A 22983-nucleotide genomic window follows, 5' to 3' on the forward strand; every position below is an offset into this window, starting at 1 on the left:
AGTCTGGTCCGGTTCTCTACCAAGGACCGGACTTTTAACTTAAGTTAAGGAAAAGTCATGGCAAAAGAAAAATTTGAACGTTCCAAACCGCACGTTAACGTAGGTACAATCGGCCACGTTGACCACGGTAAAACTACTCTGACTGCTGCAATTACCACAGTATTGGCAAAAACTTACGGTGGTTCAGCACGTGCATTCGATCAAATCGATAACGCACCGGAAGAAAAAGCGCGTGGTATCACCATCGCAACTTCACACGTAGAGTATGACACTCCATCACGTCACTACGCGCACGTAGACTGCCCAGGACACGCTGACTATGTTAAAAACATGATCACTGGTGCTGCGCAGATGGACGGCGCAATCTTGGTAGTAGCAGCGACTGACGGCCCAATGCCACAGACTCGTGAGCACATCTTGTTGTCACGTCAGGTAGGCGTACCATTCATCATCGTATTCATGAACAAGTGTGACATGGTAGATGACGAAGAGTTGTTGGAATTGGTAGAGATGGAAGTACGTGAACTTCTATCTGAGTACGATTTCCCAGGTGACGACTTACCAGTAATTCAAGGTTCAGCGTTGAAAGCGTTGGAAGGCGAAGAGAAGTGGGAAGCGAAAATCATCGAATTGGCAGAAGCTTTGGATTCATACATCCCAGAGCCAGAGCGTGATATCGATAAGCCGTTCATCATGCCAATCGAAGACGTATTCTCAATCTCAGGCCGTGGTACTGTAGTAACTGGTCGTGTAGAGCGCGGAATCGTGCGTACTGGTGACGAAGTAGAAATCGTAGGTATCAAAGATACTACGAAGACAATCGTAACTGGTGTAGAGATGTTCCGTAAGTTGCTAGACGAAGGTCGTGCAGGTGAGAACATTGGTGCGTTGTTGCGTGGAACTAAGCGTGATGAGATTCAACGTGGTCAAGTATTAGCGAAGCCAGGTTCAATCAAGCCACACACTCAGTTCGAAGCAGAAGTATACGTATTGACCAAAGAAGAAGGCGGACGTCACACTCCATTCTTCAAAGGCTATCGTCCACAGTTCTACTTCCGTACAACTGACGTAACTGGTTCAGTACAGTTACCAGAAGGCGTAGAGATGGTTATGCCAGGCGACAACTTGAAGTTTGTAGTAGAGTTGATTCACCCAATCGCGATGGACGAAGGTTTACGCTTCGCAATCCGTGAAGGTGGCCGTACTGTAGGTGCAGGCGTAGTATCTAAAATCGTAGCTTAATTGATGCGATTAAAGAAAAAGGGAGCTTCGGCTCCCTTTTTTAATTTAAAAGCGTTGTTCGTTATTCGTACGCTACGCTGCTCGAACAGTGAGCGTACGAACAGTGAACGAAGTGAATGGACGAACAACGAATAACGAGCATCGGCTTTAGTAAACGCTAAGACCAAGGCGGTTTGCCAATTCGCGAATCATAAACATGCCGCGCGCAGAGTTTCCGAAGCTGTTTAGCGGTGGGCTCCAAGCACTAATGACACCGTAGTCTGGAACAATGGCGATAATTCCGCCACCCACGCCACTTTTTGCCGGCAAGCCCACAGTAAAGGCAAATTGCCCCGACTGATCATACATGCCACTGGTACTCATTAGTGCATTAATACGCTGCGCATCACGATGTGAGGTGATTTGCTTGCCGCTGCGTGGGCATTGACCGCGGTTGGCTAAGAACGCCAAGCTGCTGGCGAGTTGTTCGGTATTCATAGTGAGTGCGCATTGCCAGAAGTAATGGTCGAGTACTTCTTCAACGTCTGACTCGATATTGTTAAAACTCTTCATCAAGTATGCAAGTGCAGCGTTGCGAGCGCCATGTTCACGTTCGGACTCATGAACGCGAGAATCGACGCACACCGCTTCACTGCCGCACAAACCCCGAACCATGCTCAGTAATGCCGATTTACTGGCTGAGTAATGGCTAACTAACACATCGCTGACTAAAATCGCGCCCGCGTTGATCATGGGGTTACGCGGAATGCCTTTTTCCCATTCAAGCTGAACAATTGAATTAAAAGGCTGACCTGAGGGCTCCATCTGCACGCGTTCCCATAACGGGTCGCCAAGACGTTCCATCGCCAACATCAGCCCATAAATTTTAGAAATAGACTGAATGGAAAAGGGTTTATTGGTATCGCCGACCGAGGTGACGTTGCCATCAAGCGTGGCAACCGTCAGCGCGCAGTAATCAGCTTTAACCTCTGCCAAGGCAGGAATGTAATCGGCGACGTTACCGTCATTCACAGACATGGCCTGCTGCAGAATATCCTCTAGCAGTGGTTTGAGGTTGTCAGGAGCATGTATTGGTTGCCCGCCGCTGATTACATCGTGTGTCATGGGTTGAACTAATGATTCCTATTAAGCCTTATTGGCATTGCTCGATAACAGTGGTTTTAGGAAGCGCGCAGTATGTGAGCGCTCACATTTAACAATCTCCTCGGGGCTACCGGCGGTTAATATCTCACCGCCGCCTGAGCCACCCTCGGGCCCTAAGTCGATAATCCAGTCGGCTGTTTTAATCACGTCCAGGTTATGCTCAATAATAACAATGGTATTGCCATGATCTCGCAAGCGGTGCAGTACTGTCAACAGTTGCTGAATATCGTGGAAGTGCAAGCCGGTGGTTGGCTCATCCAAAATATACAAGGTTTTGCCGGTATCGCGTTTGGATAATTCCCGGGCTAATTTTACCCGTTGCGCTTCACCACCCGAGAGCGTGGTTGCTGATTGCCCCAAGCGAATGTATGACAAGCCGACATCCATCAAGGTTTGTAGTTTGCGAGCAATGGCCGGAATAGGCGCAAAGAATTCACGCGCGTCCTCCACGGTCATATCGAGCACTTCGTGAATGCTCTTACCTTTGTATTTAATTTCTAGCGTTTCGCGATTGTAACGTTTGCCCTTACACACGTCACAAGGCACGTACACGTCAGGTAAGAAATGCATTTCTACTTTGATGACACCGTCGCCTTGGCAGGCTTCGCAGCGACCGCCGCGCACGTTAAAGCTAAAACGACCCACTTTATAGCCGCGCGAACGGGCTTCTTCGGTGCCTGCATATAACTCTCGAATTGGGGTGAAAATACCGGTATAAGTGGCTGGGTTCGATCGTGGCGTACGGCCGATAGGGCTTTGATCAATGTCGACCACTTTGTCTAAGTACTGCATACCGTCAATACTAGTATAGGGTGCCGGTTCGCCCGTAGTCGCTTTATTCAACTCGCGGTGGGCAATACGAAACAGAGTGTCATTAATTAAGGTTGATTTACCTGAGCCAGAAACTCCAGTAACGCAAGTCATTAGGCCTAGGGGCAGTTGCACGTCAACGTTTTTCAGGTTGTTACCGGTGGCACCTTTGAGCTCTAACCAATGTTCCCCAGGCTGATGCCGTTGCGCTGGTACTTCAATCGCTTTACGGCCAGATAGGTAATCGCCGGTTAATGAGTTTTCGTCAGCGACAATTTCCTCGTAATGTCCCTGGGCAATTACTTGGCCGCCATGCACGCCAGCACCAGGACCAATATCAATCACGTGATCTGCAGCTCGAATGGCGTCTTCGTCGTGTTCAACCACGATGACCGTATTACCTAAATCGCGTAAGTGGGTCAGGGTACGCAGTAGCCGCTCGTTGTCACGTTGGTGGAGACCAATCGATGGCTCATCGAGCACATACATCACGCCAACCAAGCCGGCTCCAATTTGTGAGGCAAGGCGAATGCGCTGGGCTTCGCCGCCAGATAAAGTTTCTGCACTGCGCGATAGGCTCAAGTAATTAAGCCCCACGTTCACCAAGAAGCCTAAGCGGTCATTAATTTCTTTAAGGATTTTCTCAGCGATTTGGGCTTTCTGCCCTTCTAATTGTAGCCCCTCGAAAAATTCGAGAGCGCCGCCAATCGAGCGTTCAACGACTTCTGGTAGCGTGGTATTATTCACATACACATGCCGAGCCTCTAGGCGCAGCCGAGTGCCGTGACAGCTTTTACATGGCTGTGAGGCCAGGTACTTAGATAAGTCTTCGCGCACCGCCGTCGAATCCGTTTCGCGATAGCGGCGCTGCATGTTGGGAATGATGCCCTCAAACGGGTGAGTGCGAGCAACTCGATCACCGCGGTCATTCATGTAAGTAAATTCAATCTCGGTTTTACCGCTACCAAACAACACCGCTTGTTGATGCGCTTCGCTGAGGCTATTGAACGGTTTGTTCAAATCGAACTTATAGTGTCGAGCCAACGACTGGAGCATCTGATAGTAATAGAAGTTGCGCTTGTCCCAGCCGCGAATGGCACCACCACTGAGGCTTAATTCCGGGTTGCCAACCACTTTTTTGGGGTCGAAAAACTGTTCGATGCCTAAGCCATCGCAAACACTACAAGCGCCGGCTGGGTTATTAAACGAGAATAGCCGCGGCTCGAGTTCCTGCATGCTATAGCCACAGTGTGGGCAGGCAAAGTTTGCTGAAAAAATCATGCTGTCTAGCTTAGAATCAGCGTCCATCGGCGCCACAATGGCGGTACCGCCACTGAGTTCAAGCGCCGTCTCAAACGACTCAGCTAAACGCAGCTCTAAGCCTTCGCGTACTTTAATGCGATCGACAACCACTTCAATGGTGTGCTTTTTTTGTAGCTCTAATTTCGGCGGGTCGCTCAAATCACATAACTCGCCATCAATACGTGCGCGAATAAAGCCTTGCGCCGCTAAATTATCCAACACCTTGGTGTGCTCACCTTTACGATCTTGAATAATAGGCGCCAAAATCATCAGTTTCTCGCCTTCAGGTAGCGCTAATACTTGGTCCACCATTTGCGAGATAGTTTGTGCAGCTAACGGCACATCATGAGTCGGACAACGCGGCTCGCCAACTCGTGCGTACATCAGTCGCAGGTAGTCGTAAATCTCGGTGATAGTGCCCACCGTTGAGCGTGGGTTGTGCGAAGTCGATTTCTGCTCAATCGAAATAGCAGGGCTAAGGCCTTCGATGCTATCCACATCGGGCTTTTCCATCAGCGACAAAAACTGTCGAGCGTAGGCCGACAACGACTCGACATAGCGTCGCTGACCCTCGGCATAAAGGGTATCGAATGCTAACGAAGACTTACCCGACCCAGACAACCCGGTGATTACCACCAGCTTGTCGCGAGGTATGGTAACGTTGATGTTTTTTAAGTTGTGGGTGCGGGCTCCGCGGATCTCAATTTTATCCATGGTGAATCTACCACTCCGTAGCGGTTATAAATGAAACGAGCATTATCGCACATGCACCACCTTCTGGTACAATGGCGAGCGATTTTTTCCTGCAGCAATGAGATAAGCATGGCACATCAGCACAGTGACAATCGATTGACCCCCACCGAACGCCGCGCCTCTGGGGCTTTAGCTACCGTCTTTGGATTACGGATGTTAGGGCTGTTTTTGATCATGCCGGTGATCGCTATTTATGGTCAGCAGTATCCCGACTATACGCCCTTGCTGATAGGTTTAGCGATAGGCGCCTATGGCCTTACTCAGGCTTTGTTACAAATTCCGATGGGGATGCTGTCCGATCGTATCGGTCGCCGCCCAGTGATTGTTGGTGGTTTGCTGTTGTTTGCGCTAGGTAGTGTGGTGGCGGCGATGGCCGATACCCTGACTGGTGTAGTGATAGGGCGAGCCTTGCAGGGCACCGGAGCTATTGCGGCAGCCATTTTAGCATTAGCAGCTGATATTACCCGCGACTCACAGCGCCCGAAAGTAATGGCCACTATCGGCATGTTTATTGGTTTGTCCTTTGCCCTGGCGCTGGTGCTCGGCCCCTTACTTGGCGAATATATCGGCTTACAAGGGTTGTTCGTGTTCACCGCCGTATCTGCGCTGTTTGGAATTGTGGTGCTATTAATAGCTGTGCCGTCAGTGACCCAGAAAACCGCAAAAGGTGATCTTATTCCGGTTGGCAGCGAGTTAGGAAGCCTGTTCAAGCATCCGCAACTGGCTCGGTTAAACTTTGGCGTGTTTGTTTTACATTGTGTGTTAACTGCGTTTTTTGTGGTGGTTCCGCTACAGTTCGTGGCTGGTGGTTTAGCTACCGAGCAACACGCGTGGCTGTATTTGCCCACCTTATTGGCCTCGTTTGCCTTGATGATTCCGATGCTGATCATCGCTGAGCGCAAACGTAAACAACCCGTTTATTTCAGAGTCGCGATTGTGCTGCTGCTGTTAGCTGTAGCTGTAATCGTCTGGGTACCACCGCATTGGACGTATTTAGTTGTAGCCGTTGTGCTATTTTTTACCGGCTTTAACTTTTTAGAAGCATCATTGCCTTCTTCGCTAACCCGTTTTGCCCCCGCGGGTAGCAAGGGCAGCGCCAGTGGTATCTACTCTACTGCGCAGTTTTTAGGAGCCTTTATTGGCGGTGCTGCCGGCGGTTATGTTTATCAACAATGGGGCCTGTTCGGGATTGGGATTTTTACCGCAGTGCTGTTAGTATTCTGGTTCGCCAGTAGCTTCGGAATGCAGCCCCCTCCGCAACAGCAGAACGTCAGCTTACCTATTCGTCAGCTGAACGCAGTGCAAGCACAGCAATTAGCCGAGCAGTTAGCGCAAGCCACTGGGGTTGAAGAAGTACGTATTGTTAGCGCTGAGCAAACGGTGTATTTAAAAGTTCATAAAACCCATTACAATGAAGCAGAATTAGCGGCGCTACTGACGCCCTACCAAAATTAGCAAATCAAGGAGCACAAGGCATGGCCAGTCGCGGCATCAATAAAGTGATTTTAATTGGCAACTTAGGGCAAGACCCAGAAGTGCGCTATACCCAAACCAACACGGCGATTGCCAACATCAGTATTGCCACCAGCGAAACCTGGAAAGACAAGCAAACAGGCGAGCCACGCGAGCAAACCGAATGGCATCGTTGCGTCGCTTATCGTCGCCTAGCAGAAATTGCTGGTGAGTATCTGAAGAAAGGCTCGAAAGTCTATGTTGAAGGGCGTCTACAAACCCGCAAATGGCAAGGCCAAGATGGGGTAGAGCGCTACACCACCGAGATCGTTATTAACGATTTACAGATGCTCGATAGTCGTGGTGGCGATCAAGGCGGCTACAGCAATAACCGTCCGAGCAACCAGAATCAAAACCAGCCGCAGAACCAAGGTGGCCAAGGTCAAAACTTTAATGCTCCGGCGAATAATCAGAACCAGAGCTTCCAGCAATCAAACCCATCGTCAGGACAACAATCACCAAGCCCAGAACCTTTCAATGGCGGTGATTACGATGACGATATTCCGTTTTGATCAACCACAGTCTTAAACTATTCTGTTCAAAAGGAGGCTAATCAGCCTCCTTTTTCGTATCTTTTATAACCAATGAGACTCAATTGCGACAGATTGCCGCAGGCGATGAAATAAAACCTTGCTCTAATTAGGGTTTTATTTCATCTTAGAGGTGTAACCTATAGCCAAGAATCAAAAGTTTACGTAAAATTCCGGCTATGACAATGATCATATTCAGGCTTGAGGTAAGGCGTTGAAGAAGCTCGTATGCTTAATTGGGGTGATGATGGTGTTGGTGGGCTGCAAGCCGCCACCACAGACCCTGTCCGTGGTGGGGAACACCTGGCTAGGCTATCAACCTTATTATGCTGAACAGATTCTTCATCCAGAAGCTATTCCCGCTAATATTCATATCACTATGCTTACGTCGGACGTTAGCGTGGTACGCATGGTTGCTAATGGCGCCGCACAAGCAGCTCTTTTAAGCCTAGATAATGCCTTAAGCCTACAGACACGCACCGACCTTAAACTTTGTATCGCACAGGTGATTAACAGCTCCCATGGCGCCGATGCAATTTATGCCCCACCGGGGTTTGATATCAATGATCGTCAGCAACCTTGGGTGGTGGGGATGGAAGATAGTGCGCTGGCACGCTATCTATTAGCACGCTGGATGCGCCTGCATGATATTCCTGAGCGCCAAGTAAGGCGCGAAATCATTTTACCCAATCAACACGCCACCGCCTATGCTGCTGGGGTGACTGATATTTTTGTCACCTATGCTCCTTTTAGCCAAAAACTAGCCTCGATGGGCGCTGAGCAGATTTTTAGTAGTCGCGAGATACCTGGTGAAATTATCGATACTTTGGTCGTCAAACAAGAGAGCTGGCGACAGCATCAAGCTGCTCTTAAGCGCTTAACCGGTCCGGTTTGGGATAAGGCTTTAACGGCAGCATTGGATCCACAGCATCCGTATTATCAAGCTTTGCAGACGTTATCGGGGATTAATGCCGAAGAACTACGGCAAAGCTTAGCTAGTTTAAGTTTGTACAACAGCGCCGCCAGTAGAACCTTCTTACAACAGGACTACGCCCGAGTGCAGCAACAAGTCAGTGAACAATTAGTGGCTTCAGGGATTCATCAGGTGATCACACCGCTACCGATCTGTGAGGGCGTGCTATGAGTTTGCTGCCTTTTCATCGGCGCTTGAATATCCAAGTGACCCTGCCTATTACCGTCATCGCCTTTTTGATTGTGGGCTTGCTGGGCTATTTTGTGGTGCGGGGGCAAAACCAGATTGCTCTGTACAATGCGCAGTTAGAACTAAGAAGTATGCTCGTGGTAGCGCAAGGCTCGCTTAATCGGATCTTTGGCTTTGGTAGATACGATTCCGTAGGCGAGGTATTGAGCGAGTTTCAGGTGCATCCACGAGTTACTAATACAGCTATTCTTAGCCCAACGGGCGAGCTTGCAAGCTATTACTCCGCCAACGCCATCAGTCCTCATCTGAAAACCTTCGTGCAACATTTAGATCGTCAGCAAATAGCAGAGGTTGCAAGGTCTGGCGTTACCATCATGCAATATCATCCAGAACATAATCACTTTATCGCCATGGTGCCGGTGGTGAGTGGCAAGGTCGTGGGTAATCAGCAACTGCATAATGTGTTCATCGTTGAATACGAGCACGCTCGTAATTGGTACACTTTTACTAACGTTATTTTCAATGAGCTGGTGCTGTTTTTAGCCTTGCTGATCCTTGTTGGAATAATTTTATGGGTGATTTTACAACGTAAAATCGTTCGTCCCGTGAGGCGTTTAATGGTGGGGGTAGATAAACTTGCGCGGCGTGAGTCATTGCAGGATTTTGATATTCACAGTGACAATGAACTTGGCCTCTTGGGTGACAGCCTGCGTGATGCGGCCCTACAACGCGAGCAGTACGAAAAACAACTATTGCGCTTTAGCTCTGCGGTAGAGCAAAGTCATGACAGCATTGTGATCACTAATCTTGCCGGTGAAATTGAATACGTTAACAAGGCGTTCACGGATATCACCGGTTACAGCCTAGCGGATGTGCAAGGGCGTAATCCGAAAATGTTAGCTTCGGGCGAGACGCCGCGCTCGAGCTACGATGCTATGTGGACCGCATTAGTTGCCGGGCGCAGCTGGCAGGGTGAGCTTTATAACCTCAAGAAAAACGGTGAGCCGTACCGTGAGTGGGCAACTATTGCGCCTTTGCGTAGCCCCAGTGGTGACATCACCCATTACATTGCCACCAAGCAAAATATTACCGAACGTCGTGCGGCCGAGGCTCAAGTTCAGTACCTAGCTTATTACGATGTGCTGACAGGTTTACCTAATCGCACCCAATGCCAAGTAATTTTGCAGCAGTTTTTAGATGAACGTGATTACTCTACTCGTGGTGCTGTAGCTTTGCTTGATCTTGATGGCTTGCAACGTATTAACGATGTTCGCGGCTTTGAGTTTGGTGATTTGATTTTGTTGGCGGTAGCCGAGCGCATAGGTAATGTTATGAAAGCCGAGCCTGAGGCGCGAGTTGGTTGCTTGGGTGGTGATTTATTTGCGGTATTATTCCCAACCCGCAGCGCTGACCGAGATGCAACTGTTAATCGGGTTGAGTTCTTGGTGAAAGATTTACTGGCTGAATTAGCCGAGCCGATGTTAATTGAAGGTGAACGTATTTCCATTACTGCTAGCGCCGGTATCGTGGTGTATCCCGAATACGGCGATAATCCCGAAGCTATTTTGCGTCATGCAGAAACGGCGGTACACAATGCTAAAGACGCCGGTGGTAATCAGATTGCTGTGTATAACCCAGCCTACAGTTATGCCCTAGAGCAGCGCTTTGAGGTGGAACGTGAACTGCGAGAAGCTATTGCCAATAACCAATTAGAGCTGTACTTGCAAAGTCAGCAATTGTCCAATGGCGAGGTGGTCGGCGTAGAAGTGTTGGTGCGCTGGAATCACCCTACCAAAGGTATCGTATCGCCAGGAGTGTTTATTCCAATTGCTGAAATGAGCGACTTGATTGTTGATCTAGGACGCTGGATTTTACGTGCGGCGCTGCAAGTGTTAAAGCACCTACCCGGTCAACAAACCCTAGCTATAAATATCAGTCCACGCCAGTTCCGTAAGTATGATTTTGTGTATCAGATTGAGCGTGAAGTGGTGAAGTCCGGCGTGGATGCCTCGCGTTTAATTCTTGAAGTGACCGAAAATTTATTAGTGGATGACGTTGACGATGTTGTAGCTAAAATGAAGGCGCTGCAGAAATCTGGTGTGCAGTTTTCTATTGATGACTTTGGTACCGGCTACTCCTCGCTATCTTATTTAAGCCAGCTACCTTTGCATGAGCTCAAAATAGATCAAAGCTTTGTGCAAGGTATAGGCGAGGAAGAAAAAGAACAACTGGTAGAAACCGTGATTGCAATGGGCAACAACTTGAATTTACGGGTGGTTGCCGAAGGGGTAGAAACCAAGCAACAGGTAGAGTTTTTGAGTGCCTGTTCGGCTCAGGTGGTGTGCCAAGGGTATTATTTTGCCAAACCTATTCCGGCTTCAGAATATTTAGCTAACCAGAGTCAGCAGTAGGGGCGTTAGCCGATAATTGCAAAAGCCACCTTACCCAATCATGGCCAAGGTGGCTTGCGCTGCTAATCAACCCTATCTGTAGCCGTGTTGAGCCGCTACCTTGTCAAAGTATTCAAGTACTTGCTTCGCGTAGGCACGTTTCGACACATAGTCACCGGCAAAAAAGTTCTTTTTAAACCCATAAGCCACCATATCTTTAAGTCGCTTGAGGGGAACATCTACGGCGCTCAGGGCTAACTCGTACTCGCGGGTAACTGTGGTGCGCGATACCAGGCGGTTATCGGTACAAATCACCGTAGCTAAGCGATTGTTGAACATGTGGATAAAATTGTGGTTATGCACATCAGCAATATCTGGGTTGGTTTGCAAGTTACTGGTAATACAGACCTCGATGGCAATGCGACGATCCGCAATGTATGAAGCTAGCCGCTTGGCATAGTCTTCTTTATCAGTAATCGCAGCATCTTGAATCATTTCTGGTGAGAACAGCGAATAGCCATGGCCAAGTCGGTCTGCATAGCACTGGGTAATAGCTTCAAAAATACTTTCCGCACCATAAGCCTCGCCCGCATGCACGGTTTTTAAGAGGAAGTTTTGATGAGCATACTCGTACACCTCTTTAAAATCGTGCGCAGGATAGCCCATTTCTTGCCCAGCGATATCTAAGCCAACAATGGGTAAACCTTCTTCGTCACGCAGCCGCACGCTGGCACGGATCATTTCCATGGCTGCGGTCTTAATCACTTGCTTGGGTTCATGGTCACGCAACATGGCGAACAATTGGGTGTAATAAGGCGAAAACCCTTTCTTGCCGAACATCCGCATGGCGCAGTTAATAATACCGTAATCAAACGGGGGCTTAGCACCACTCACCACTTCAGGTTGCGCGTTGTATTCGTCTTTGGCGCGTTTTAAGCCGGCATTGGTGGTGTGCATCACTCGGTCAAAATCAATCCCCCGAGCTGGGTCCATCATGAGTTGCGGGGCAAAGCGTACTTCAATATAAACCACACCCTCGGCAATATTATCTTGCGCTAATTCGTAGGCAGCTTGCTCTAGGTTTTCCATATCGCGCAGCACCGCACAGGTATACTGAAACCCATTGAGGTATTCGCCAAGATTCTGATAAGACTCTTTAAAAACCAAGTCATAAAGCCCTGCTACCGTATAAGAAGGTAGCTCAATTCCGCTACGCTGGGCCATCTCAATCAAGCCTTGTGGGCGGAGGCTGCCATCAAGGTGAAGGTGAAGATCGGCTTTTGGCATGGCTTTTAAAAACTCGGGGGTATAGGCGCTGCTCATGATTATTCTCCTGTTAGTTGGGCGGATTATAGCAACTACCACTAAGCTCGTCCGCCCTCTGCTACGAATTTTTACTTGAGCCCCCCGCGGTTCCACTCTACTATTGCCAGTATCTTTTTCATTCAAAACTTTCGCTTAAAAACCAATGGCATCACTATATTTTACGTACTCGGCCATGAACGCAGGTAAAAGTACCTCGTTATTGCAGGTGGCTTACAATTACGAAGAACGCGATCAACGCGTGCTCTTGCTTACGCCGTCTATTGATGATCGGGCTGGCGCTGGCACCATTGCCTCGCGCTTAGGCATAGAGCGCAGTGCCTTGGGCTTTTCTAACAGCACCGATTTGGCCGCCTTGATTGAGGCTCGCCACGCAAAGCAAGCCATCGATTGTGTGTTGATAGACGAAGCGCAATTTTTAACTGAGGCGCAAGTGTGGCAATTAACCGATGTCGTTGACCGCGTGGATATTCCAGTGATGTGCTACGGCATTCGCAGCGATGCGTTTGGCCAGGCGTTTCCTGGCAGTGCCGTGCTGTTGGCGGTTGCCGATAAATTGGCAGAAATGAAGACCATTTGTTTTTGTGGGCGCAAGGCAACCATGAACTTGCGTATTGATGAGCATGGCAATGCGGTGACCAAAGGCGATCAAATTGCTATTGGAGGCAACGATCGTTATATCTCTTGTTGTCGTAAACATTGGAAAGAAAAGCTAAACAAGTAAGCGGAAAATAAGAATTACGTTGTAAAATTAGTCTGTTGTTACGTTCGGAATCTCAGATATCTGCTATTATTACACCTAATTACGATTAAAGCTGTTCTATTCTGATTCGATAGCCTAGGAGCTTGAATGATCAAACCACCACTGCCGGCTAATGAAGAGGCCCGCTTACAGCTTTTGCACGAACTTAACTTGCTAGATAGCGAGGCAGACCCTCTATACGACAGTATTACCGCCTTTGCGCAGCAATTATTTGGCGTTGATACCGCCATCATTACCTTAGTGGATGAACATCGCCAGTGGTTTAAATCTGCGCAAGGATTTGATTTAACAGAAACCCCCAGAGATGTCTCCTTTTGTGCTCACGCCATTACCCAGCAGACCACCATGATTGTTGAAGATGCGAGCCAGGATGAGCGCTTTCACGATAATCCTTTCGTAGTAGCAGAAGATGGAATTAGGTTCTATGCCGGGGTACCGTTAGCCCTGAATGACGATCTCAATATTGGTACTCTGTGTCTGGTCGATTCGCGCCCGCGCCAGTTGTCGCCGCAACAGCAGCAATGGTTAGAGGGGTTGGCAGCATGGGTGGTGCACGACATTGTGCAGCATTATGAACTAGAAAACTTTGCCGCCGAACGTGAAGTACTCGCCCAAGGCCCGGTTGCAGCGGTAGTCTGGCAACTCGAGCCCGATGTGCATTTGGTTTACGCTGCAGAAAACGTCGAGCGGATTTTAGGCTACAGCGCTGATTATTTGTTAGACCGTGAGATTAATTATGAATCTATTGTGCACCCCGACGACCAGCAGCAACTGCTCGACCAAATGCAATTGGTGCTTGACGGTATCCAGCCTAGCTTAGAAATCGAATACCGTGTGGTGTCACCATCGCAACACACGCGCTGGGTAAAACACTTTGCCCGCGCCGATTTAGACCGCCATGGCAAAGTAATGCGGGTGCGAGGTTACCTCTATGAAAATACCAGCCGTAAACAGCTAGAATTGGATTTGCTGTACGCTAACCAGAGCTTTGAATTGGCTTTAGCTGCAGGCGATTTATCCACCTGGGATTGGAACTTGGCCGAAGGTACGGTGAGTGTCAATCATACGTGGGATAAAATTCTCAATCGTGATAGTTCTTTTGCGCAAAACAACGGCTGGGCCGAGCTGATTCATCCTGCCGATGTCGCAACTGCAAAAAGCCAACTCATTGAGCACCTGCAAGGCCATAGCGAACGTTTTGAAGCACGGATAAGATTACAGCATGCCGATGGTCACTACATTTGGTTGCACACTGTGGGTAAGGCGGTAGAGCGCAATGCCAGCGGGCGCGTGACGCGCATGGTAGGGATTCATCACGATGTGACTGAACAAGTTGAAAATGAGCTCAAACAGCATCAGCAAGAAGCCATCCTTAGTTTAGTTAGCCAAGTTCAGCATGAGTTTCTATTTGTCGAACATTTCAGTGAGGTTTGCGATATTGCGCTGCCAGAACTGATGAGCTTAAGCCAAAGCAAACTGGGGTTTATTGGTGAGTTGCCGGAGCAAAGTCGGCACCGCAATATGCTTCGGGTGCATGGCTATGTGAATCGGCTAAATGGCTCCCAGCAAGCCACCCAAGCGCTGATCCGACAAGGGCTCGAAGTCGTAGTGTCAGGGAGCGTGGTCAGCGAAGTGTTGTTGCGTGGTGATCCAGAACTTTGTCCTTATCCTGTCGCACAAGATGAACTAAAGTTTACTCCCATCGAGTTGCCCCAATTAGATAACGCCATCATGTTACCGCTTTATTTTAAGCGGGAAGTGGTGGGCTTACTTATTTTGGCGCATTCAGCTCGCGGCTACTTTCGCGAAGATCTGGCGTGGTTACAGCCTATGCTAGACACGCTTGGTACGCTAATGCATATTCGTCGCATCGACCAAGAACGCCGTTTTGTGGTAGAAGAACTGCGCCGCATGGCGACCCGCGATGAGCTGACAGGCGTGGCTAACCGGCGGGTGTTCTTAGAAGCGGCCCAGCAGCGCAAAGACGAGAGTGAACGCTACGATTTACCCATGAGTGTCGCCATTATCGATTTGGACTTTTTCAAAAAGGTCAACGATAGCTTTGGCCATGCCGCCGGCGATGAGGTGTTGCGAGAGTTTTGTCGTCTAGCGAAACAGCAATTAAGAGATACAGATTTGCTAGCTAGGTTAGGCGGAGAAGAATTTGGTATTTTATTTGCCCATGCAGAACTGGCGCAAGCCATGCAAGGCATTGAAAGAGTCCGTAAAGCTATTGCCGAGCACCATTTTAATTGGGATGATAAGCGCATTCCGGTAACCATTAGCGCCGGTGTCGCGCAACTCGTAAGCGCTGATCCTGATGTCGACAAATGGGTAGCCCGTGCTGACGAAGCACTTTATTTAGCGAAGGAGCAAGGTCGAAATCGTGCTATTGCTGCTTCTTAATAGTTGTAACAAGCGAGGTTGATATGAGTTCTGCAGCGGTGGCGAACCACCTAACAATTCCAACACCAGACGATTGGCACCTGCACTTACGCGATGATGATTTACTCGCGACCACAGTGCCTGCCACCGCCGCTGTGTTTGGCCGAGCTGTGGTGATGCCTAATTTGGTGCCGCCGGTGACGACAGTTGCTCAAGCCTTGGAATATCGCGATCGCATTTTGGCGCAGGTGCCAGCCGGCAGTAGTTTTGAACCCCTAATGACCCTGTATTTAACCCAAGCCACCAGTGTTGAAACCATAGTTGCAGCGGCTGCAGAGCCGGCGATTATTGGCTTCAAGCTCTACCCGTCAGGGGCCACTACTAATTCCGCGGCCGGGGTAACTGACATCGAGGCTCTCGACGAGGTGTTTGCGGCTATGGCGAGTCATGGCGTGCCCTTGTTGGTGCATGGCGAAGTGACTAGCGCTGAGATTGATATCTTTGACCGTGAAAAGGTCTTTATTGACCGTTATTTACGGCCTTTATTGGCTCGTCATCCGCAGTTAAAGTTAGTGCTAGAACATATCACCACCGCTGATGCCGTAGAGTTCGTGGAAAAAGCCGGCGCAAACGTAGCGGCAACCATAACTCCGCAACATTTGTTGATGAACCGCAACGACTTGTTGGTAGGTGGGGTGCGTCCGCATAACTATTGTTTACCTATCTTAAAGCGTCGCGACCATCAATTAGAACTGCGGCGTATTGCTGCATCGGGGCATCCGCGCTTCTTTTTAGGAACAGACTCGGCACCTCATGCACAATCGCGCAAAGAAACTGCCTGTGGCTGTGCCGGTTGTTATTCAGCACCGGCGGCTTTGCCGTTGTATGCTGAGTTCTTTGAGCAAATGAATGCGCTCGACAAGTTAGCTGATTTTGCCAGTGGGTTTGGTGCTGATTTTTACGGGTTGCCTCGTGCTACCAGCTCCGTTACCTTAGAAAAAAGTCAGTGGACGGTACCAGCGACAGTCACTACTGCAGTAGGGCCCATGGTGCCTTATTGGGCGGGAGAGCCACTGCAGTGGCGGATTAAACAATAAAGCAACATTTCAATGAACAATTTAACATTGTAGAAATTGTCGCCAAGTCATGGTTTTATATCCGTTATAAAGTCATAATATACCTATAATAAAATACATAATTTGTAAGGGATATTCGCATTGCTTAATTTGTGGCGAGCTAAGTCTAGGAACGACCTGGTGCTAACCTTTGCGTTGGCCAAAGGAGGCGTGTCGTTAGCTATTGCAGAAATTAATGAGTCTACACCAGCCTTGATCGTGTCCGATCATCAAGAGGTTGCGGACGGGCAATGGGGCCATGCCATGCAAGAACTGGCAAACAAATATCCTAAGTACCTCAAAGGTAATCCAGCCTTGTTGGTGGTGCTGGGCCCATCGCTGTATCAAAGTGTGCAGCTCGATAGGCCCAAGTTACCGGCCGCTGAAATCAGCCAAGCGTTGAAGTACAGTTTGCGTGATCTGGTATCGCTCGCACCCGCCGATATCATTGCTGATTATTACGACAGCCCAGTACAGCTCTCCGGACAAGATAAAATCAACGCAATTGTAGCGGATAAAACGATGCTGCAAGAGGTACTTAAAGCAGCCCAAGAGCTGAGCGAAAATATCTGCGGTATTGTGGCTGAAGAGCAGGCCGTGTCGCGCTTGTTTACCCAATTGCAAGAGCCCAGCGTGGTGGTCTATCAGCATGATATCGAGCCCGCCTTATTGCAGGTATACCAACAAGGCGAGTTGCAGGTAAACCGTTTAGTGCGAGCACTGGAGCAAATCAGTGCACTCAGCGCTGATGAGATCAGCTTAGGTGGTGGTTCACCGCTAAGTATTGAGGTACAGCGCTCAGCTGATTACTTTGAACGGCAACTACGCCAGCGCCCGATCAAGCAAGTGGTGTTAGCTGTGGGCTCAAAGCATCGCGCCGCACTGCAACAACAAGTAGCTGACGATTTAGGGTTTGAGGTGCAGTGGGCCGAGTATCCGTTGTGGGCGCAAGAACTGGCTACCGCCGATTTTGCTGATTTCCCAGTGTTAGGTGGGGTTATGCTGGCGCGTGAGTTGCTGTATCCAGCCAAGGAGCAAGCAGCATGAAACGCATAGCTAACTTGTATGTCGCTGAGCTACAACCTAACCGTGATCCGCTTACTTTAAAGCTCGTTAGCTTAGTGGTGGGTACCTTATTGGTTGTAGTGATGATTGGCGCAGGGCTGAGCAAGTGGTATCTGGCCAATCAGCAAGCAACGACAGCTAAGCTAAGCGCACAAAACACCGCCGTACAGCAGCAAGTTAACCAGCAACAAGAGCTGCTCAAGCAGGCCCTCAACGATAAACAGCTACTGGCTGAAATTGACCAGCTTGAGTTACGCCTGGCGCAACGGCAGCGCTTGTTACAGCATATGCGTTCAGTAACCCAAACCGGCCAGCCTAGCTTCGCTAATGTGATGACAGATTTAGCTCGCGTAGACAACGACAACATCTGGTTGCAACGAATTGTGTTGGCCTATCAGGATATGACCTTGCAAGGCCATACCACTGCGGCCAGTGCCTTACCGCGTTGGTTAGCCAGCTTTTCTAATTATCCGACCCTGAAGAACCGTAATTTTGGGGTGTTTGAGTTGCGCGATGAACAAAATGGCGCGTTACAGTTTACTGTGGGCAGTGACAGTCACGGTAGTTTGCTGTTGCAACAGCCCAGTCAGCTAGGCACTAGCTCTGGCTCTAACAGCTCTGGCGCCACTAATAACGGCAGCGGGGCTCGCCCATGATGCAACAACTAACGCAACAGTGGCAACAATGGCAGCAGCAGTTTTTATTGCTCCCACAAGGGCGCCGTAAGTTTTGGTTTGCGCTGGCCGTGGCGGTGGTGGTTTACCTTGGGGTGTGGCTGGTGTTGTTGCCCACTCAAGAGCAATTAGCTACCGAACGCCAAACTCAGCGCCAACAACAGCAGCAAATTAGTATCTTTGAGCAAGAACTCGCAGCGGTAAAAGCACGCTTAGCTGGTGATCCGAAAGCAGAATTAAAAAGTCGTCGCGGACAACTGCAAGAGCGTCTAGATCGCTTAGAAGCCCAGTTGAATGCCGAGGCCAACTACATCAGTGCCTCCGACAACAAAGCACTGTTGCGCGCCCTGTTAGATTCAGCCAGTGGCATCAAAGTACAGTCAGCCCAAGCCTTGCCGCCAGAACGGGTGTATCAAGATGCGCAAGATGACACGACAGCCATTTACAAGCACCGCTTGCAGCTCTCTGTTACCGGCGACTTTTTTGCCGTGCGGAACTACCTCAACCGGCTTGAGCAGTTGGATTGGAACTTTTATTGGCAAAAACTCGATTACCGAGTGAAGCAAGCGCCGCAAGCAGAAGTGACCATAGAAATTTATACCTTGAGTCTGGAGCGTGACTATGTGGCCAGCTAGTAGGTTTTTGATAGTTGCAGTGCTGCTAGCAGCACCCGTTTCTGCACAAGAGCTGAGCGACCCAACGGCGCCACCGGTGGTGCGTAGTAACACCAATGCTGCGGGGCCAGCGTTAGCGGCAGAACTTAAATTACAAGCGATTCAATGGAGAGGTACACGACGCACCGCACTGATTGGCGGGCAGCGTGTTTCTGTTGGCGATACGATAAATCAATACATTGTTCGGGCCATTGATATGAATCAAGTGACCTTAATGGATTCTAAAACCAACAAAACCGTACGGTTAGCCTTATTTAGCAACGTTAAATTGCAATCTGGGCAAGAACAAGCGGCTAACTCGGAGAGTCAACCATGAAGCGAGTTTTATTGGTTGCGGCGCTAAGCGCATTATTGGCAGCTTGTGCGCATCAACCAGAACAGCCACCGGAAGAATTTCAACAAGCGTTAGACCCTAACGCCAAAGGCAAGGCCAGCGAACGCCCGCCGTTACCCGAGTCCGTGCGGGCCAGCCTGCGTGGTCAGCAAGATCAGTTGCGAGCAGCCAGTGCTCAGTTGTTAGCTGAACCGCGTTTTTCTATTGCCGCCAACGACATGCCTGCGGCTGAATTTTTTGCCGGTTTAGCGGTGGATTCTCCTTATAACTTTGCCGTGCATCCAGATGTAGACGGTATGATTACGATTAATTTAAAGGATGTCACCCTCACTGAAGCGCTCGACGTGGTAGGGGATATTTATGGCTACGATGTGCGTCGTAACAACCGCATGATTCAGGTGTTTCCAGCGGGCTTACGCAGCGAAACCATTTCGTTAGACTACTTAGCCTTGCGCCGTATGGGTGTATCACAAACCAGCGTCAGCTCGGGCGGGGTTAAAGATAGCGACCGCAACAGTAATAGCCGCTCTGGTAGCAACAGCTTTGGCGGTAACACCAACAATAACTTGCTGGGTAATCAGGGTGGAACTTCGAACCAAGCCGGCTCAAACTTAGGTGGCATGCAAACCAATGGCTCGTCTATTAGTAGCTCGTCTGAAACCGATTGGTGGAAAGACTTAAAAGCTATTATTGAAGGTATCGTTGGTACCGGTGATGGTCGTCGGGTCGTCGTCGCACCGCAAGCAGGCTTAGTGACTATCACTGCGTTGCCAGGTGAATTACGCGCTGCCCGCGAGTTTTTGGAGCGCGCCCAAAGCCGTTTACAACGCCAAGTGATTCTTGAAGCCCGGATTGTTGAAGTGGCTTTAAATGATGACTACCAACAAGGCATCAACTGGAATGATTTATTTGAAGCTGGCAGTGGCGTCAGTGACTTCTTTGGCGTTGACCAAGTAACCGGGTCGGTGAGTTTAAGTGGCGGTGATGTCACCGCTGGAGGCCTCGGCGGTGTGTTTGGCATGACCCTGAACATCGGTGACTTTTCTGGCGCACTTAATTTGTTGCAAAGCCAAGGAAACGTGCAGGTGCTCTCGAACCCTCGAGTCAGTGCGGCTAATAACCAAAAAGCCGTGATTAAGATTGGTGAAGACGAGTACTTTGTCACAGATGTCTCCACCACCACGGTCACAGGTACTGCTACTACCTCTACGCCGAACATTGAGCTAACGCCGTTTTTCTCAGGTATCTCGCTGGATATTACTCCGCAAATCAGCGAGAACGGTGAAGTGATTCTGCATGTGCATCCGAGTGTGGTGCAAACCCAAGAACAAGAAAAAGTCGTGAAGCTGAACGATGACACCTTTGTTCTCCCGCTAGCACAAAGCAACATTCGTGAAAGCGATACCATTGTCAAAGCCCGTAATGGTGAGATCGTGGTGTTAGGCGGTTTGATGCAAACTTCGTACACAGATTCAGAATCGAAAGCACCTTTCTTGGGAGACATTCCGGTGTTGGGTAATTTGTTTAAAAATACCCGCCGCGTGGAGCAGAAGAAAGAGCTGGTGATTTTAATTCGCCCCACGGTTATTGGTGCGGAGAGCTGGCAAGAAGAGCTGCAACGCTCTAGCGATATTCTGAAAAAATGGTATGGCAATGAGTAACATCAGCAACGGGAAGAGCTAATGTACCAAAACCACTACGGCTTGCGTGAACTGCCTTTTACATTAACACCGAACACCAGCTTTTACTGTGATCTTGAGGGTCATCGGTCAGCGCTGGAGGTGTTATTGACGGCACTGCAAACCGGTGAAGGTTTTATCAAAGTCGTGGGCGAGGTTGGCACGGGTAAAACCTTGCTGTGTCGCAAGCTACTTAATGAGCTACCCGAAAACTATGTCACTGCATACATTCCTAATCCTTATTTGAGCCCGGAAGAATTGCGTGCCCAAATTGCCCAAGAGCTACAAATAGACCTGCACGGCGAGCACAGTCAGCAACGAGTTACCCAAGCCATTCAGCAGCGGCTGTTAGACATCAACCAGCAGGGCAAAACCGTGGTGATCGTGCTGGATGAAGCGCAAGCCCTACCGAGCGACAGTTTAGAAGCCTTGCGGCTGATTTCAAACCTAGAAACCGAGTCGCGTAAGCTGTTGCATATTGTCTTATTCGGCCAGCCCGAATTGGATGAGCGCTTAGCTGCTCGCGAACATCGACAGTTACGCCAGCGCATCTCTTTTAGTTATCATTTACAGGCGATGAGCGTGCAAGAGTTGGCGCGTTATATTTCGCACCGCTTGCATATTGGCGGCTACAAAGGGCCGCCGATGATGAGCGCCAAAGTGGTTGCCATGTTGCACCAAGCCAGTCGCGGCATACCTCGCTTGGCCAATGTGTTATGTCATAAGGTGTTGCTGCTTAGCTACGGCGAAGGGGTGTATAGCATTACTCCCAAGCATGTGCGGATGGCAGTAGATGACACCGAGGATGCCTATTTACCCAACGCCAACTGGGGTTGGTGGTTGTTGGGCTTATCTGCCGTAGTAGCGGCAATTCTAGCTTTTGGTTATTACCAAGGCTGGTTAGCGGAGTATTTAGCATGAGCGTGATAAACCGCATGCTGCGCGATCTTGATAAACGCGAGCAACAGCAAAACAACCAAGCTTACACACCCGCAGCCGTAGCACCAAGCCATGGCAGCAAGCGCCGCGTGGCCCTCATCGCCAGCATCGGCGCCATCTTGGTCCTAGCCGTGTTGGTCTGGCAATGGTGGCATGAAGGACTTGCAGACCCAGCTCTGGACCCCGCTCCGGACCCAGCGGCGCAGCAAGCTGAAAGCCAGAACACTGATCCTGGTAGCTATGTGATGCAAGCTTTGCAAGCTGAACCTGCGCAGCCCGAACCGGCAGTGGCGCAGGAAGCGACACCGGAAGCGGCTAACGCGGTCAGCGAAACCAGCGACGATGCTACCGAGGGTCGTAATCAATTGGTGGTGAATGTAGCCGAGCTGCAACAGTCCGCCTTACCAGCACAAACAGAAGCAGCCCAAACCGAATCAAAACAAACCGAAGCTGCTACAAGCATCACAGCAGCAAGCCAAGCTGAGCCGCAAGAGGAACTTGCAGACCCAGCTCCGGACCCCGTTCCGGACCCAGCTCCGAAGGTGGGGCCGCCCCCCGCCTCAACCTCGTCGATGAAAGTAGAGCGAGTGGAGCTCACCCCAGAGCAACTGGCCGAGACCAACTTACGCCGCGCCCGTGAGGCCATGGCCAAAGGTGACCGCGATCTGGCTCAAGAGCTGCTGGAAAAGGCGCTGATAGTGCAACCCATGCATGTTGAAGTACGCAGTGAATTGGCCGCTTATTGGTACGGTCGCGGGTTTGCAACGCGCGCTCTGACCATTTTGCAGCAGGGCCTAGATAGACAGCCGCAACAAAGCGAGTGGCAGTTGTTGTACGCCCGTATTTTGGATCGCATGGGGCGCGTAGACCAAGCGTACAGCGCCTTAATTAACATTAATGAGGACACCGACGAAGCCCTAGAGCTACTCGAGCTACGTGCCGCCGCCGCCAATCAATTGGGCTATTATGCCGAGGCCGCAGCTGATTACACGGTACTAGCAGGGCGTTTTTTACAAAGTCGTTGGTGGTTAGCCGCAGCCGTGGCCCATGAAGATTCAGATAATCCAGCCGCCGCAGTGCGAGCCTATCAACAGGCCCTGCAGTATCGTGACTTAAGCAGCGAAGCGCGGCAATATATCAATGATCGTTTGTACGCATTAACCCCTATCGAGCCGGAGACCAATTAGC

18 protein-coding genes are annotated in these 22983 nt (G+C 49.8%); 15 read left to right on the forward strand and 3 right to left on the reverse strand.

Annotated elements, in window-relative coordinates; genetic code table 11:
* Positions 1-57: 57 nt before the first annotated feature.
* A complete protein-coding gene (gene tuf / locus AB8S08_RS01345) occupies positions 58-1242 on the forward strand; it encodes an elongation factor Tu (protein ID WP_110077115.1) in 1185 nt (394 codons plus the stop codon).
* A 147-nt stretch (positions 1243-1389) separates the two neighbouring features.
* Here the strand turns inward: tuf and glsA are convergent, their stop codons facing one another.
* Both glsA and uvrA read right to left on the reverse strand, forming a co-directional pair.
* Complete coding sequence (glsA, locus tag AB8S08_RS01350; protein WP_110077074.1) at positions 1390-2346, reverse strand: glutaminase A; 957 nt, start codon at positions 2344-2346, stop codon at positions 1390-1392.
* 21 nt (positions 2347-2367) lie between these two features.
* Entirely contained in the window at positions 2368-5211 is a 2844-nt protein-coding gene (gene uvrA, locus AB8S08_RS01355; protein WP_369743154.1) for an excinuclease ABC subunit UvrA, read from the reverse strand.
* A gap of 108 nt (positions 5212-5319) precedes the next feature.
* Between uvrA and AB8S08_RS01360 the strand changes: the two genes are divergently transcribed.
* The 4 genes from AB8S08_RS01360 (at position 5320) to AB8S08_RS01375 (ending at position 10865) form a co-directional block, all read left to right on the forward strand.
* Positions 5320-6705, forward strand: coding sequence for an MFS transporter (locus tag AB8S08_RS01360; protein WP_110077072.1), 1386 nt, complete (start codon positions 5320-5322; stop codon positions 6703-6705).
* 20 nt (positions 6706-6725) lie between these two features.
* On the forward strand, positions 6726-7274 hold the full coding sequence (ssb, locus tag AB8S08_RS01365) for a single-stranded DNA-binding protein (RefSeq protein ID WP_110077071.1): 549 nt from the start codon (positions 6726-6728) through the stop codon (positions 7272-7274).
* 232 nt (positions 7275-7506) lie between these two features.
* Entirely contained in the window at positions 7507-8436 is a 930-nt protein-coding gene (locus tag AB8S08_RS01370; protein ID WP_369743156.1) for an ABC transporter substrate-binding protein, read from the forward strand.
* Positions 8433-10865 (forward strand): putative bifunctional diguanylate cyclase/phosphodiesterase, encoded by a 2433-nt coding sequence (locus tag AB8S08_RS01375; RefSeq protein ID WP_369743158.1) that lies wholly within the window; start codon positions 8433-8435, stop codon positions 10863-10865. Before AB8S08_RS01370 ends, AB8S08_RS01375 begins: the two co-directional genes overlap by 4 nt.
* A 72-nt stretch (positions 10866-10937) precedes the next feature.
* Here the strand turns inward: AB8S08_RS01375 and AB8S08_RS01380 are convergent, their stop codons facing one another.
* Positions 10938-12167, reverse strand: a complete 1230-nt coding sequence (locus tag AB8S08_RS01380; RefSeq protein ID WP_369743160.1) for an adenosine deaminase — start codon at positions 12165-12167, stop codon at positions 10938-10940.
* Between the two features lie 145 nt (positions 12168-12312).
* Between AB8S08_RS01380 and AB8S08_RS01385 the strand changes: the two genes are divergently transcribed.
* The 10 genes from AB8S08_RS01385 to AB8S08_RS01430 all read left to right on the forward strand — a co-directional run bounded on the left by AB8S08_RS01385 (position 12313) and on the right by AB8S08_RS01430 (position 22982).
* Entirely contained in the window at positions 12313-12891 is a 579-nt protein-coding gene (locus tag AB8S08_RS01385; protein WP_110076016.1) for a thymidine kinase, read from the forward strand.
* Positions 12892-13017: 126 nt separating this feature from the next.
* On the forward strand, positions 13018-15336 hold the full coding sequence (locus AB8S08_RS01390) for a diguanylate cyclase (protein ID WP_369743162.1): 2319 nt from the start codon (positions 13018-13020) through the stop codon (positions 15334-15336).
* 23 nt (positions 15337-15359) lie between these two features.
* Positions 15360-16412 (forward strand): dihydroorotase, encoded by a 1053-nt coding sequence (pyrC, locus tag AB8S08_RS01395; RefSeq protein ID WP_369743164.1) that lies wholly within the window; start codon positions 15360-15362, stop codon positions 16410-16412.
* 159 nt (positions 16413-16571) lie between these two features.
* Positions 16572-17477, forward strand: coding sequence for a hypothetical protein (locus tag AB8S08_RS01400; RefSeq protein WP_369743166.1), 906 nt, complete (start codon positions 16572-16574; stop codon positions 17475-17477).
* Positions 17474-18151, forward strand: coding sequence for a hypothetical protein (locus AB8S08_RS01405; RefSeq protein WP_369743167.1), 678 nt, complete (start codon positions 17474-17476; stop codon positions 18149-18151). The genes AB8S08_RS01400 and AB8S08_RS01405 overlap by 4 nt, the downstream gene beginning before the upstream one ends.
* Positions 18148-18804, forward strand: a complete 657-nt coding sequence (locus tag AB8S08_RS01410; RefSeq protein ID WP_153826476.1) for a hypothetical protein — start codon at positions 18148-18150, stop codon at positions 18802-18804. The genes AB8S08_RS01405 and AB8S08_RS01410 overlap by 4 nt, the downstream gene beginning before the upstream one ends.
* A complete protein-coding gene (locus AB8S08_RS01415) occupies positions 18791-19159 on the forward strand; it encodes a hypothetical protein (protein ID WP_110076011.1) in 369 nt (122 codons plus the stop codon). The genes AB8S08_RS01410 and AB8S08_RS01415 overlap by 14 nt, the downstream gene beginning before the upstream one ends.
* On the forward strand, positions 19156-20838 hold the full coding sequence (gene mshL, locus AB8S08_RS01420) for a pilus (MSHA type) biogenesis protein MshL (protein WP_110076010.1): 1683 nt from the start codon (positions 19156-19158) through the stop codon (positions 20836-20838). Before AB8S08_RS01415 ends, mshL begins: the two co-directional genes overlap by 4 nt.
* 21 nt (positions 20839-20859) lie before the next feature.
* Positions 20860-21777, forward strand: coding sequence for an AAA family ATPase (locus AB8S08_RS01425; protein ID WP_313932850.1), 918 nt, complete (start codon positions 20860-20862; stop codon positions 21775-21777).
* Positions 21774-22982: a tetratricopeptide repeat protein gene (locus AB8S08_RS01430; RefSeq protein WP_369743169.1), complete on the forward strand. Its 1209-nt coding sequence runs from the start codon at positions 21774-21776 to the stop codon at positions 22980-22982. The genes AB8S08_RS01425 and AB8S08_RS01430 overlap by 4 nt, the downstream gene beginning before the upstream one ends.
* Position 22983: the final 1 nt, after the last annotated feature.

It is taken from the genome of Pseudidiomarina sp. PP-1MA (assembly GCF_041200125.1).
GTDB classification, from domain to species: domain Bacteria; phylum Pseudomonadota; class Gammaproteobacteria; order Enterobacterales; family Alteromonadaceae; genus Pseudidiomarina; species Pseudidiomarina fusca.